At 43.2% G+C, this 13,693-nt stretch carries 12 protein-coding genes and 2 pseudogenes; 6 read left to right on the forward strand and 8 right to left on the reverse strand.

Annotation, left to right across the window (positions count from 1 at the left end):
- Positions 1-115 precede the first annotated feature (115 nt).
- Entirely contained in the window at positions 116-526 is a 411-nt protein-coding gene (locus tag LC653_RS07170) for a slr1601 family putative cell division protein (RefSeq protein ID WP_229493703.1), read from the reverse strand.
- 251 nt (positions 527-777) lie between these two features.
- The gene (gene psaM / locus LC653_RS07175) at positions 778-867 is read right to left on the reverse strand and encodes a photosystem I reaction center subunit XII (protein ID WP_040630342.1); all 90 of its coding nucleotides are present in this window, start codon (positions 865-867) and stop codon (positions 778-780) included.
- Positions 868-1,066: 199 nt separating this feature from the next.
- Here psaM and LC653_RS07180 point away from each other — a divergent pair, with 199 nt between their 5' ends.
- Entirely contained in the window at positions 1,067-2,335 is a 1,269-nt protein-coding gene (locus LC653_RS07180) for an FGGY-family carbohydrate kinase (protein ID WP_229493705.1), read from the forward strand.
- A 178-nt stretch (positions 2,336-2,513) separates the two neighbouring features.
- Here LC653_RS07180 and LC653_RS07185 read toward each other — a convergent pair whose 3' ends face one another.
- Both LC653_RS07185 and LC653_RS07190 read right to left on the reverse strand, forming a co-directional pair.
- Positions 2,514-3,230 carry a transposase gene (locus LC653_RS07185; RefSeq protein ID WP_229493706.1) on the reverse strand — a complete coding sequence of 239 codons (717 nt, stop codon included), beginning with the start codon at positions 3,228-3,230 and terminating at the stop codon, positions 2,514-2,516.
- Positions 3,231-3,649: 419 nt separating this feature from the next.
- On the reverse strand, positions 3,650-3,913 hold the full coding sequence (locus LC653_RS07190; RefSeq protein ID WP_229493708.1) for a hypothetical protein: 264 nt from the start codon (positions 3,911-3,913) through the stop codon (positions 3,650-3,652).
- A 490-nt stretch (positions 3,914-4,403) separates the two neighbouring features.
- On the opposite strand from LC653_RS07190, the gene LC653_RS07195 reads away from it, so the two are divergent.
- A complete protein-coding gene (locus LC653_RS07195) occupies positions 4,404-5,084 on the forward strand; it encodes a dienelactone hydrolase family protein (RefSeq protein WP_229493710.1) in 681 nt (226 codons plus the stop codon).
- A 331-nt stretch (positions 5,085-5,415) separates the two neighbouring features.
- Here the strand turns inward: LC653_RS07195 and LC653_RS07200 are convergent, their stop codons facing one another.
- Both LC653_RS07200 and LC653_RS07205 read right to left on the reverse strand, forming a co-directional pair.
- Entirely contained in the window at positions 5,416-6,090 is a 675-nt protein-coding gene (locus LC653_RS07200) for a helix-turn-helix domain-containing protein (protein ID WP_229493711.1), read from the reverse strand.
- 442 nt (positions 6,091-6,532) lie between these two features.
- Positions 6,533-6,670 (reverse strand): annotated as a pseudogene (locus LC653_RS07205) (GxxExxY protein); the annotation flags it as partial.
- Positions 6,671-6,730: 60 nt separating this feature from the next.
- Between LC653_RS07205 and LC653_RS07210 the strand changes: the two are divergent.
- From LC653_RS07210 to LC653_RS07225, 4 genes and pseudogenes are all read left to right on the forward strand, one after another.
- The gene (locus LC653_RS07210; RefSeq protein ID WP_229493718.1) at positions 6,731-9,715 is read left to right on the forward strand and encodes a valine--tRNA ligase; all 2,985 of its coding nucleotides are present in this window, start codon (positions 6,731-6,733) and stop codon (positions 9,713-9,715) included.
- Between the two features lie 288 nt (positions 9,716-10,003).
- On the forward strand, positions 10,004-10,438 hold the full coding sequence (locus LC653_RS07215) for an HmpF-related protein (protein WP_229493720.1): 435 nt from the start codon (positions 10,004-10,006) through the stop codon (positions 10,436-10,438).
- Between the two features lie 392 nt (positions 10,439-10,830).
- A complete protein-coding gene (gene cysC / locus LC653_RS07220) occupies positions 10,831-11,385 on the forward strand; it encodes an adenylyl-sulfate kinase (RefSeq protein WP_229493722.1) in 555 nt (184 codons plus the stop codon).
- A 62-nt stretch (positions 11,386-11,447) separates the two neighbouring features.
- A pseudogene (locus LC653_RS07225) lies at positions 11,448-11,638 on the forward strand (hypothetical protein); the annotation flags it as partial.
- A 182-nt stretch (positions 11,639-11,820) separates the two neighbouring features.
- On the opposite strand, the gene LC653_RS07230 reads toward LC653_RS07225, so the two are convergent.
- The gene (locus tag LC653_RS07230) at positions 11,821-12,396 is read right to left on the reverse strand and encodes a hypothetical protein (RefSeq protein ID WP_229493724.1); all 576 of its coding nucleotides are present in this window, start codon (positions 12,394-12,396) and stop codon (positions 11,821-11,823) included.
- Positions 12,397-12,419: 23 nt separating this feature from the next.
- Complete coding sequence (locus LC653_RS07235) at positions 12,420-13,295, reverse strand: aspartoacylase (RefSeq protein WP_229493901.1); 876 nt, start codon at positions 13,293-13,295, stop codon at positions 12,420-12,422.
- Positions 13,296-13,693 lie beyond the last annotated feature (398 nt).

Here is a 13,693-nt window from a genome sequence, read left to right on the forward strand (position 1 = left end):
CTATTCAAAAATTAGCTATTAACCATTATTTATTAGCAATAATATAAATTAACACCCGGTTTATACGTAGCCTGAATCACAAGAAACTTAAATAATCCCAAATTCGCTATTTGTCTTAGGGTGATGACTCTGTTTGTTCATCTTCTCGGCGATCAGGATTCATCAACACGACCCGACGTTGATTAGGATCAAATCGGTATCCTTGTTGTTGCATAATACTTTTAGTTTGCTGAGGATCGAAGTTACGGCTAAATTCCACCTGCAAACCATTGACATGTCCTTCCATCAGCTTGACTTCAGTACTAATTTCGCGCAACTTTTCTTGCTGTGACCAATGATAAGGCAAAAGTTGTGATAAGGCAGATGCTGCAACGGCTGTAATCACAACATTAACCGCTATTTTGGCTGTGCTTTCCAGAGCCATCACCTGGTAAGAACGTTGGCGAAGATGCCGCTTTGGTCGAGGAATGACCCGGCGTTTTTGTATAGGTTGTAACGGTGGTCTGGAGGGTTGAATCGCGTTCATGATGCTAAAAAATAACCTCGCTGAGTGAAGGGAAGCACTGTAAAAGCTCTCTGGCGCTAATTACTGCTGATTTAGCTGTCATATTACTTCATTTTTTTAAAATAACTACAAGTGTTGCACCAGTTAAAAAATAACCTGGCTTACGCAAGTGCCAGTTTCCTAGATACTTGTGGCATAAAGCCACAAGTATCTGGAAATTGCACCCCGTACTGCCAGGATTATTAGCTTTTTAACTGTGTCACATCAGAGCCTTATTTGTAAAGTTCTGTGGCTAATCGCCAAGCGAGAACTCCGGGGATCAATGCTACAACTAGAGCGATGTAGACTTGAGTATCTGAGATGGAAGATATCTGAGCGATGTACAGAGTATCTAAGATAGGCATGGCTGAAAACCTCCTAACCTGAATAGATTTTGAACAGTTCGTTTACTACTTTTCCTTGTTTTGCCAAGATTGGGGAATATCTTGTTACAAGATGCAACAAAAGCAGTTATTAATCAGTAGTCCTTAGTGATTCTTTATTAAAAAAATTCATAAAACTATGGATTTGTATTTGGGTATCGACTTTGGCACCTCTGGCGCACGCGGTATGGTGATTGACGAGGAAGCTAGCATCCAGGCACAGGTGCGATATCCCTTCCAGGACTCACCAGCCGCCGTTACGCCCAAAATTTGGCAGGAGGCTTTGTTTATGCTGGTGGAACAAATACCTAACCAATTGCGGCGAGAAATTAAAGCGATCGCAATTAATGGTACTTCTTCCACCGTCTTGCTGGTCGATGCTGCTGGCAATCCAACAGATGCACCATTGCTGTACAACGATGCGCGGGGATCATTGGTGCTAGAGCATTTGAGGAGTATCGCACCCCCTAATCATACCGTGTTGAGTGCCACCTCCAGCCTGGCCAAGCTTTTGTGGATGAGGCAATTACCCTCTTTTAGTGAAGCTAGATATTTCCTGCATCAAGCAGATTGGCTAGCGTTTCTCCTACATGGACAGTTGGGTATTAGCGATTACCATAATGCTTTAAAGCTGGGTTATGACGTGGAAGAGTTGAAATACCCAGAATGGCAAGAATTGTTGCAAATACCGATTCAGCTACCCAAAGTTTTAACTCCTGGGACTCCCATTGCCGAATTGCTTCCTGAAATTGCGGACAAGTTCGGTTTCCGGCGTGATTGTCTGGTGTGTGCAGGTACAACTGATAGTATTGCTGCTTTTCTCGCTAGTGGGGCAAAATTACCTGGTGAAGCCGTGACTTCCCTTGGTTCAACGTTGGTACTAAAGTTGTTAAGTCGTACCCGTGTAGAAGATGCCAGATATGGGATTTACAGCCATCGCTTGGGGGATTTGTGGCTGACTGGTGGTGCTTCTAATACTGGAGGTGCAGTACTAAAGCAATTTTTCACAAACGCTGAGTTAGAAAGCCTTAGCCGTGAGATAGATGCATCAAAAGCCAGCGAGTTAGATTATTATCCGTTGTTGAAGGTAGGCGATCGCTTTCCGATTAATGATCCAAATTTACCTCCACGTTTGGAACCACGCCCAGATAACCCAGTGGAATTTTTGCATGGGTTGTTAGAAAGTATTGCCCGCATAGAAGCGCGAGGGTATGAATTATTACAGCAAATGGGCGCGGATAAATTGAGCCGTGTTTATACTGCTGGCGGTGGCGCGGCGAATGAAACTTGGGCTGCGATTAGGGCGCGTCATTTGCAGGTTCCTGTAGTAGCGTCAGTGTACACAGAAGCAGCTTACGGAACGGCGCTGCTGGCGATGGGAGGCGGAAGAAGGGGTGAACAAGAGTAATTGTGTAACAATCTTTTCGTAGGTATTTCGTAAATCAGTATCTATCCCAGTGACAATCAACATATCTCGGCCGATACTAGGATGATTAGATACCGGACTATAGATTCCAGGTTTATGATCTGGGCAGCTATTCGGGGATGGGTGCTTCGCAGCAAGCGAATGTCATCTGTCCCCTTTATTAATTACTGGTGTGAGTTTTAACTAGCCTGCATTCCGATACCTGGCACTGTTCCAAAAGTGTGAGTTGACCAGGTGAGCATTTGTGCTTACCCTTATTTCGGCTAATTTTATGGCCAGCCAGCAACTTACTTCCCCAGCAAGAAAGTTTGGCTGGTTTTGCTTTCGGTTTATACCTTTGACAAAACCCCCGATATTTTTTGGCACATTCATCTAATGTTTTACCCAGTTCTAGAAAAGCCGGATGCCATTGAGTCAATCCATCAACAGTCAATTGGTCATAACTGCCGTAATTACTGAAATCGTAGAAAAAACTGCGTCGCATTTGAGCAGCTTTGGGATTGCCATGAATGTAGCGTAGAGTATTTAATGCTCGCTTAGTATCCGTGGGTGGAAACCCACAGCTATAATATCTCGCCTCCCAAAAGTGCCCTGTGCGATTGAGCATCCGATTAAAGCACATGGCTGTGTACCAATTGAGAAAATGCATGATTTTAGGCAAATCTTCTGGGGTAGCTGGTTCTATGAGATAGTGGACGTGGTTCGACATGATGCACAACGCATAAAGTTTGAAGCCATATTTGTCCAAACCTTTTTTGATCGCATATAAGAAGACTTCGCGGCATTCCCGCCGCGCCAAGTTAAATTCGCGGTTGTTGCAGCGCGTAGTAATGTGGTAAGAAAATCCTGCTGACAAATTTCTTTTCTGGCGGGTCATTTAAGTTATACCAAGTTGTCAAACTTAACAGGCGGATTGCTAATTATCGGCTACGTTCTTTCACATCTTGAAAATAACGATACCGTTGCGTCAATTCTACGTTCTTTTACATCTTGACAATAGACCTCTTGCATAAATCAAAAATAAGAACCCCACCCCGCCAAAGCTACGCTTTGTCTCCCCTCCCCGCAAGCGGGGAGGGGTTGGGGGTAGGGTGTTAGGGACTTTTGCAAGAGGTCTAATGATATATAGCGCTTCTAGATTGAGTCCAATACAGACCTAACCCCCAGCCCCTTAAGAGCAAGGGAAGCTACGGTATACACACAAGTCGGAAAAACTTCATTCACCAAAGATTTGCAGTGCGTTACGCTGGCGTGACAAAGCTAAATTGTTGCAATCATGGCGATGCCTGCGGTGGGCTACGCCAACGCATTTGTTATTTGAGCGAACTCATTTGTTATTTCGGCGAACGCATTTGTTATTTCGGCGAACTCATTTGTTATTTCGGCGAACGCATTTGTTATTTCGGCGAACGCATTTGTTATTTCGGCGAACTCATTTGTTATTTCGGCGAACGCATTTGTTATTTCGGCGAACGCATTTGTTATTTCTGTGAACTCATTTGTTATTTTGGCGAACTCATTTGTTATTTTGGCGTTTCCATAACGCACTCTACGAAACAACTAGAAGAGTTGAAACCTATGCTGTCATACTTGTGTGTACACCGTAGTGCAAGGGAAGGGGAGTAAGATTCAAAGCTTCTCTCCTGAAAGGCTACAGTGTACACACAAGTCGAATTACCCCCCTTAGTCCCCCCGATATATTGGGGGGAAACAGGAAATCTAGTTCCCTCCCCTTTATAAGGGGAGGGTTAGGGTGGGGTGATTTGCAAACTGAAAACTCCTATTATTGCTTTGGCGTTACTGAATCAAGGCATGATTCTTATAGTGTGGGCAACATGAGCGCCCCGATATACAAGGGACGCTCATGTTGCCCGTCTCACAAAACTAACAAAATCATCCCGCAAATATGCAACGCCATTGCTTTCTTTCATTGACAGTTAGTAGCCTATCCTGATTCTGGAAAAACCTTCGGGTATTTTATAAATGCAGATGAATGCCTGACGGCAGTAGGCTGCTTTAATAACAGCAAGCGGAACATGGAGACAAAAAAGTGCAAATCACTAAGCGCAATGTTGAATTAAGAGTAGATGGCAGCTTAATGCGTGTTTATGTTGCGGCTCCCAAAGCAGCAGGAAAATACCCTGGTATTGTCTTCTACAGTGATATTTATCAGTTAGGTGATGCAATGATTCGTCTAGCTAACTACTTAGCAGGATACGGCTATGTAGTAGCAGCCCCAGAAATTTTTCACCGAATAGAGCCAGTTGGTTTAGTAATTGAGCCAGACGATCTTGGACGGATGCGGGGTAATGACGATGCTTGTCGAACCTCCGTAGCTGATTATGATGCCGATTGCCTTGCTGTAATTGAATTTCTGAAAGGAGAAAGTGCGGTTTCTCCAAATCAAATAGGCACTCTCGGCTTTTGTATTGGTGGACATTTAGCTTTCGGCGCAGCATTTCAAAACGAAATTCGGGCTGCGGTTTGCTGTTACCCTACTGGTATTCCCAGTGGTAAACTGGGTAAAGAGGTAGCCGATACAATCCAGAGGGTAAGTGAAATCAAAGGCGAGATGCTAATGGTGTTCGGTACTCTTGACCCTCATATACCAGAGAGCGATCGCCAAACCATAATAAGAGCAATTGAGAACTGTGCTTTTAGCACTGGAAAGGGGTATTCTCTTAAAACTTCAGTTACTTCTCGCCCAAGAGCAGTGTTAACGCTGGGATAATAGCGTCAACGGTATCCCAAATACGGTACATCCATTTTTAGAGTTCAAACACCTTCTGAGGCTGTATTCGCGTAGAACCATCATTTTTAAGAGTGCTTTTAATCTGCAAACAGTAGTTCGATGTTGCCACTAAGTAAAAAACAATTTGTATGAACACTAAAAAATACTGGATTTTTTGATCCCAAGCTTTGGATAAATTTGGATTTTTCATCATAACTCTTGATAAGATTCGCTTTTTTTAATTCTATAAAGCCATAGCTCAAAAGGAATTAGATGAGAAGAGAATCTGCACAAACATGATAGTTCTAGTGGCGGCTCAGTTAAAAACTTCTTAATCAGTTTCTAACGCATTGATAATTCGTTCAACATCACTGAGAGAATTAATTAAGTGCCAGTGAATAGCTTCAGTTAGTTGAGATTGGTTTTGCTCAAGGATAGCTTGAAACATATTCAAGTGAATTGGGTGTTGTCCTAGTGATATATTGAAATTTAGTTGGGGAATCCAAATTTTGAAGAATTCTATATAATCTTGTCTATATCGCTCGACTAAAATTCTTGTAGTTTCGTCAGGATGGGCATTCATGATGCGTGTGTGAAGATACTCATCCAAAAGGAGCATTAATACACTATCCTTTTGATGCGATGCCATTTTATAAAGATAAAAAACCTCTTGAAAACTATCTAAATCTTTCTGGTTAACAATATCTAAAAAATATTTACTTGCTGATTTTTCATGCTGAAATCTGATTTTCAATCGCTGCGAAAATTGTCCAATAGAATATTGTGGAAAGTATTCAAGTATAGGGTTAGATAAAGCTTTGGCGAACTCGACTCTAAGAGAGGGATTAGGGGCGATTTTTCCGGTTTCAATGTCTACTATTGTTCTCCGAGACGAAAAACACACTTGAGCTAATTTCTCTTGTGAGCAATTTTTGAGGTTTCGCACATTTTTTAATATGCGTCCATAGGCTTTCTTTGTTAACCTATCATTTGACAAGCCATCCATAGCTATTCTCGCTCGAATACACACGCCAGATTGTTCTTTAATTTATCAAACGCGAAAAGGCAGATTTACTAAATGAGCAGTTTTTCTGCACAATCAAGATGCCTGCGGAGATATCGGCAAGAACGGACATATAGTTAAGTTTTATTTCATTACTAAAATGCTACAACAGCACTTCCTAGATTTCCTTATGTCAAGAAGATAGCCTAACCGCCCCAAACCTCCATCTTGCGTGGACAATGCACTGAGTATTTAATCATGCTTATCAGTGACCGTGGCTGTAACCCTGATTCGGTCGTAAGAATATAACTAATTTTTATTGGCTGCAACGGCTAGGAGCTAACAGGGGCAGGGAACCACGGTTGAATAAAGTTGGGGAGAGGCTCTACAAACAGGTCAGGAACATCAAAATAGACCAGTTTTGGGCTGGATGAAGTGATTTTGACACTTCCTCCAAAAACCCTGGCTCCAACACCCTATGCACCTCAATCGCCGCCCCAATCACCTCGCCCGTAAGCCGATTCATTTCCTCTCCTACCTCTCTTCCCTCCGCGTTCTCTGCGCCTCTGCGGTTCGTTTCCATATAAACCCTCTCTCCAACCCTGTGGCAAAATTTATTAGAGTCCTTCCTTAGTTTTCCCGCATGACCGCAACCATTCCCAATCTCCCCAGCCTCTACGACCCCTTTTCTACCGAAGCCAAATGGCAAAAATTCTGGGAAGACAACCAAGTTTACAAAGCTGACCCCAACAATGGCGGCGAACCCTACTGCATCGTCATTCCCCCACCGAATGTCACCGGCAGCTTACACATGGGTCACGCCTTTGAAAGTGCCTTAATTGATACCCTCGTGCGCTACCACCGGATGCAGGGACGTAATACCCTATGGCTACCCGGAACTGACCACGCCAGCATTGCTGTGCATAGTATGCTGGAAAAGCAACTCAAAACAGAGGGTAAGACTCGCTACGAGTTGGGGCGCGAAAAGTTCCTAGAACGCGCTTGGCAATGGAAGGCGGAGTCTGAGGGAACGATTCTGAATCAGCTACGACGCTTGGGTGTCTCGGTGGACTGGTCACGGGAAAGGTTTACCCTGGATGAGGGTTTATCTAAAGCTGTTGTCGAGGCGTTTACTCGCCTTTACGAGGAAGGCTTAATTTATCGTGGTGAATATTTAGTTAACTGGTGTCCCGCTTCTGGGTCGGCTGTGTCTGACGTGGAAGTGGAAAATCAAGAAGTGAATGGAAATCTCTGGCACTTCCGCTATCCCCTCACCGATGGTTCCGGTTTTGTAGAGGTGGCGACAACTCGACCAGAAACGATGCTGGGTGATACGGCAGTAGCAGTTAATCCCAATGACGATCGCTACAAACATCTCATCGGCAAAACTCTCACTCTGCCAATTCTACAACGAGAAATTCCTATCATTGGCGATGAATTTGTTGACCCCACTTTCGGCACGGGTTGCGTGAAGGTAACTCCCGCCCATGACCCAAACGATTTTGACATGGGTAAGCGTCACAATCTGCCGTTAATCAACATTATGAACAAAGACGGCACTCTCAACGCCAATGCCGGGGAGTTTCAAGGACAAGACCGCTTTGTTGCTAGAAAAAATGTCGTTTCTCGCCTAGAAGCAGATGGCTTTTTGGTGAAGATCGAAGATTATAAGCATACCGTTCCCTACAGCGATCGCGGTAAAGTACCCATTGAACCCCTGCTTTCAACTCAGTGGTTTGTCAAAATTCGCCCCCTCGCTGACAAAACTCTCGAATTCCTCGACCAGCAAACTTCTCCAGAGTTTGTCCCCCAACGCTGGACAAAGGTCTATCGTGATTGGCTAGTAAAACTCACTGATTGGTGCATCTCTCGCCAACTATGGTGGGGACACCGAATTCCTGCTTGGTACGCTGTTAGTGAAACGGATGGGCAAATTACCGATAACACGCCCTTTGTGGTGGCAAAATCGGAAACTGAAGCTTGGGAGAAAGGGAAGTCACAATTTGGCGAAAATGTCAAACTAGAACAAGACCCAGATGTGCTAGATACTTGGTTTTCTTCTGGACTCTGGCCGTTTTCGACTTTGGGCTGGCCGGAACAAACTCAGGATTTAGCAACTTATTACCCGACTACTACCTTGGTGACAGGTTTTGACATCATCTTTTTCTGGGTAGCCAGAATGACCATGATGGCTGGGCATTTTACCGGACAAATGCCTTTCCAAACAGTTTACATCCACGGCTTGGTGCTGGATGAAAAAGGTCAAAAGATGGGAAAGAGCAAAGGTAATGGTATTGACCCGTTGTTATTAATTGACAAATATGGTACGGATGCCCTGCGCTATACCCTAATTAGAGAAGTTGCGGGGGCTGGACAAAATATCCGGTTAGAATACGATCGCAAAAAGGATGAATCGGCATCGGTGGAGGCATCCCGCAACTTTGCAAATAAGTTGTGGAATGCTGCCCGATTTGTGATGATGAATTTGGATGGACAGACGCCACAACAATTGGGGAATCCAGTTGCTACCGAATTGAGCGATCGCTGGATTCTCTCGCGGTATCATCAAGTTGTCAAACAAACCACCAATTACATCGATAATTACGGTTTAGGGGAAGCAGCAAAAGGACTCTACGAATTCATCTGGGGTGATTTCTGCGATCAGTATATTGAACTGGTGAAATCCAGATTGCAAGCAGATGCCGACCCAGTATCGCGGCGGGTAGCACAGCAAACCCTCGGCTACATACTAGAAGGGATTATGAAACTGCTTCATCCCTTCATGCCTCATATTACCGAAGAAATTTGGCAAACTCTCACCCAACAATCAGCAGATTCACCGCAAACTTTACCGTTACAAATCTATCCCCAGGTAGATGCAAACTTGATTGATCAAGCTTTAGAAGAACAGTTTGAATTACTGATTGCCACTATCCGCACAATTCGGAATTTGCGGGCTGAGGCGGATATTAAACCAGGGGTAAAAGTTACAGCGAATTTGCAAACTGAAAGTGAGAAAGAGCGGGAAATTCTCACTGCTGGGCAAGATTACATTAAAGATTTGGCGAAGGTTGAGACTTTAACCATTACTGACAAGCAAGAAAACCAAACTGTTGCTGTTAAAAAACCTTACAAGGGTTTGAAGATAATTGGCTTAATTATCGTGGCCATTGTCTTTGGTAGATTGGGTTTAGCTGCGGGAAATGCCGTTGATGACATTCCCATTGTCGGAACTTTCTTTGAACTAGTTGGTTTTGGTTACACAGCGTGGTTTGTTAGCCAAAATTTACTCACTGCTCAAGCAAGACTTAAGTTATGGAGACAGTTTTTTCCGCAGAAAGAATTAGAACAATCACAAGAACCAGAAAATGCGATTGCAGGTGTAATTGGTACAATACAAGTGCTAATTCCTCTAAGCGGTGTGGTAGATATTGAAGCTGTACGTGGCAAGCTAGAAAAAAGCTTGAGTAAAGCTGAAGCAGAAATTGAGTCCCTGAGTAGCAGATTAAACAATCCTAGTTTCGTAGATAGAGCTAGGGCTGACGTGGTACAAGGAGCGCGGGATGCCTTAGCAGAAGCACAGAAGCAAGCTGAAATTTTGCGCCATCGCCTCAAGGGATTGTCGTAGCGATCGCCTGCGTGGCTTAGGATAACTGTAATGGGTAATGGGATTATTAATTCCCCATTACCCATTACCAATTAAATTTATTCCAAACACCAATTTTGTCCTTGTTTTTTATTAAAAATCATTTTTTGAATTTTGAGCGGAGCCGGAGACGTTTCCGTTACTCCAGAGAAGTTGAAGCTAAGGTTTCCTTAGATGGCTTGGCCATCCCCAACGGGTACAGAACTTCTCCTCTCGGAGATGCTGCGCTAACGTTGATTTTGAATTTTGAATTGGAGCAAAGCGACTCTCATGCTATATCTAGCCCAGGTGCGTAAAAACGATTTTTTAGACCAGCACCAGTTACGCTTGTTGGCGCGTCAAGAAGCTGATAACTTGTGGGCGATAATTCCAGAAGAGACTCCTATTCTGCTAGGAAAGGGAAAGATTATGAGTGAAAACTTGCTTGTTTTAGTAGAACTTTCCCCTACAGGCGAAATTGAAAGAATAGAAGATGCCACCAACTGGGTACTCCATTTGGTACAAAGCTACCTCACCATCGGCATCACCCCGGAATTTTTGCAGCACGAAGCCGAACGAGCAGAACATTGGCGACAATCCCTGACGTTGCAAAACCAAGACTTAGCGCGGCGTTCCTTAGAATTGGAAGCTCGTCGTGAACAAATTCAAGCCTTAGAAGAAAGCCTCAAACGCGAGAAAAATGGTTATCCCCAAGAGGAAAGTTAAAATAATTCGTAATTCGTAATGACGCTCGTTCCGAGGCTCGATGACTCGCTCTAAGCAAAGCCATGCCGAACGCGAGTGCGTCTCGTTCGCGTTAGCGTCTCCCCTTGGGAGAAGAGAAGGCTTTACGCTGCGCTATCGCTACCGCAACTCTTGGAGACGCACTCGCGTTCGCTAACGTAATTCGTAATTAAGTTTTGCAACGGGGATTTATACTCCGCCACAAAACTTACCGCTTGTTAGAAGCGGGGGACTTAAACCCCCAGAATTTGTTAAAAGTTTGCAATTGTATTGCCCATAAAGCCACAACATGCTCAAGTGTGTATTTATTGACCTAAAATTACCCAAAAAAGCATTTTTTTGGTGTGCCATTTGAAGGGTACGGCGGAGGTAAGATGAGACAACAAGAGTATGGCGTGACAGTATGGTTCACTGGTCTAAGTGGTGCAGGTAAAACTACTATCTGTAAATTCGTGGAGAAGGAACTGCGGATACAGGGATACAAAGTTGAAGTTCTAGATGGCGATGCGGTACGTCAAAACCTATGCAAAGGATTGGGTTTCAGTAAAGAGGATCGAGAAGAGAATATTCGGCGCATTGGCTTTGTGGCTCATCTTCTTACGAGAAATAATGTAATTGTATTGGTTTCGGTCATTTCACCATACCGTGAAATTCGGGAACAAGTGCGCCAAAGTATTCCATCTTTCATTGAAGTTTACGTCAATGCATCATTAGAAGTTTGTGAACAGCGAGACGTAAAAGGGTTATATAAAAAAGCAAGATCCGGGCAGATTAAGCACTTCACTGGTATTGATGATCCTTATGAAATACCACTCCGTCCGGAAGTCGAATGCAAAACTAACCAAGAAAGTGTTACCCAAAGTGCAACTAAGGTCTTAGAAAAGCTGGAAGAGTTGGGTTATATAGTTGCTAAAATGAATCACTTATGAGTTAAAGAAAGTTTTTAACTCATAACTTTTACTAGGATGCCAATAATTACCGAATTAATCTGGCCGGCATTACCCCGCAATTTTTGCAGCAGCAAGCCGAGCCAGCAGAACATTGGCGACAATCGCTGAAGTTGCTCCCACCAAGACTTAGCGCGACGTTCCAAGGAACTTGTCAGCTCGTCATAAACAAATTCAAGCCTTAGAGGAAAGCCTCAAACGTGAGAAAAATGGTTATTCTCAAAATGAGGGATGAGAGGCTAGAAATTATTCTCCCCTACTCCCAATACGCTTCGGATAAGACTCGATCCCCCCAACCCCCCTTAAAAAGGGGGGCTAATTTCCTCGTTTACCCCCTTTTTAAGGGGGTCGCCACAGGCGGGGGGATCTTATCCGAACCGTATTGCCCCTACTCCTGTGCGCCCATTAACAGGAATCTTAAAACGAAACGGGATTAGTTAGTTGAGGGTTGATTTCAAATTCAGGATTATTTAGTTGAGAGTTGATTTCAAATTGTACAAGTTCTGGTTTACTATCCTTCACCAACCAAAAAAAAGTTTCCCGAACAGATGATTTAGAGAATACTGTAATGTAGCGAAGGAGAATGTACTTATCAGAGTCCTTGTCAGTAGGTTGTCCCCACCAATCAGTTATTTGAGCCGAGTTTACAGTTCCAATTTGCTGTTTTAGTCTTGCACAAACACTGAGCATTTCTGACTGACTTAAACTCTTCTTAAACATCTCATTTGCTTGGTCATAAATATCTTGACATTTGCCTTGTCCTAGTTGGGTATGAAATTTTTGCACAGCTTCCTCAGCGAGTTTCTTACTGGACTCCAAATCAGTTAAGTAGTTATTGATAATTTGTTTTTGATCAATTAGATTTTTACCTAGCACAAAACCAAAGCTACCAACCCTCATTAAAACTCCTCCGCCAAAGAACATTGAGCCAATGAAAGTCCAGAAGACCAAAGCACCTAAACAACCAAGACAACCAGATCCATTATTAGACATAATTTCTCCTTATAATCACTGTTTTAAACTATTACTTGGTGCTGCTGAGTTATGCACATGGCAATTCCCTTCTCGTAGTAAGCCGCTTCGTTAATAAAAACCGGATAGATTGTTGAGGTTCCTTCATAGGCGATCGCTTTCCCTTCAAATGTTAAAAATATCGGCTCGCCGGGGGTAAGTGGTTGATAATCTTTAAACTGAAGTTGGGGATGAATCATTGCTTGAATCTCACCAGACTCATTTCTGGGATAATCAATTGTTCCACTATGCCGATAAAATGTTAGTTTGTTATCAAATAATAGAATTTCTCCCCGATTATATAGCTCGAAATAATTCAAAGCAGTGTCAATCAATGCTTCAGTTTGCTGAAAGAGATCGGCTTGCAAAACCCCTTGAGGTACTGCTCCCACCTCAATCGTGCAGCCTAATTCACAAATTGATGGCAAACTAGAAGATTCTTTCGATATTGGGATAATATAAACTTTTACTAAGGAATTTACACTCTGAAGATAAGTAACTAATTGCAAGTTGAAAGGATGCTCATTGGTAATTACAGTTAAGCCCATATTTGCAGTCGTACTATGGATATCTACAATCACATTAACTGGAGTTTTACCATTTGCACCAAATAAATTATTGATTTCTCTAGCTCGAATATCTTCGTAACTAGAGCGCGTCAAATCTTGCAGATCCATTTGTCGAAAAGAACGGTTGAGGTCTTGATCAATGTATCGCCGCACTGCTGCAAATGCTTTCGGATTTGCCAACAAAGTTACAGTTTCAAAGTTTGCGCGACGCACCAGATTAGGATGCTGATCAAGTTTTTTGATGATATAAGCACCAGTGAACTCATTCCCATGAGTTCCTCCAACAAGCAAAACTCGTTGAATTGGAGGTATTGAATTTGTAATCAAGTCTCTAGTTCCTAATGATTGATATCATGTCCGCCAAATCACCCATAATAAAAGAACCCCACCCCCAACCCCTAAGAGCTTGCTCTTAGGCAGGGTGGTTTCATACGAAAAAAGAAAAATACATAAGTCTTGATTTCTCGTTTTGTGACATAGCTTTTTACCCCACTTCCATTCCTCTCCCCGAAGCGGAGAGAGGCTTTGAAACCCAGTTTTAGTTTTTCTCTGCTTGTATGAAACCACCCTGCTAAGAGCTTGCTCTTAGGGGAGCTAAAGCGCAGCTTTTGCGGGGTGGGGTTCCGGTTATTATGGTTAATTACCCGGACATCATATGATATAACGAATCTTAGGAGATCACAGACTATAACTCAATGATCAAATTAGAC

The sequence above is a fragment of the Nostoc mirabile CHAB5784 genome (assembly GCF_020829645.1).
Lineage (GTDB): Bacteria > Cyanobacteriota > Cyanobacteriia > Cyanobacteriales > Nostocaceae > Nostoc > Nostoc mirabile.

Coding starts and splice junctions, on each gene's coding strand:
- LC653_RS07170 (WP_229493703.1), bottom strand. CDS start 526: ATGAACGCGATTCAACCCTCCAGACCACCGTTACAACCTATACAAAAA.
- LC653_RS07180 (WP_229493705.1), top strand. CDS start 1,067: ATGGATTTGTATTTGGGTATCGACTTTGGCACCTCTGGCGCACGCGGT.
- LC653_RS07185 (WP_229493706.1), bottom strand. CDS start 3,230: ATGACCCGCCAGAAAAGAAATTTGTCAGCAGGATTTTCTTACCACATT.
- LC653_RS07200 (WP_229493711.1), bottom strand. CDS start 6,090: ATGGATGGCTTGTCAAATGATAGGTTAACAAAGAAAGCCTATGGACGC.
- LC653_RS07210 (WP_229493718.1), top strand. CDS start 6,731: ATGACCGCAACCATTCCCAATCTCCCCAGCCTCTACGACCCCTTTTCT.
- LC653_RS07215 (WP_229493720.1), top strand. CDS start 10,004: ATGCTATATCTAGCCCAGGTGCGTAAAAACGATTTTTTAGACCAGCAC.
- cysC (WP_229493722.1), top strand. CDS start 10,831: ATGAGACAACAAGAGTATGGCGTGACAGTATGGTTCACTGGTCTAAGT.
- LC653_RS07230 (WP_229493724.1), bottom strand. CDS start 12,396: ATGTCTAATAATGGATCTGGTTGTCTTGGTTGTTTAGGTGCTTTGGTC.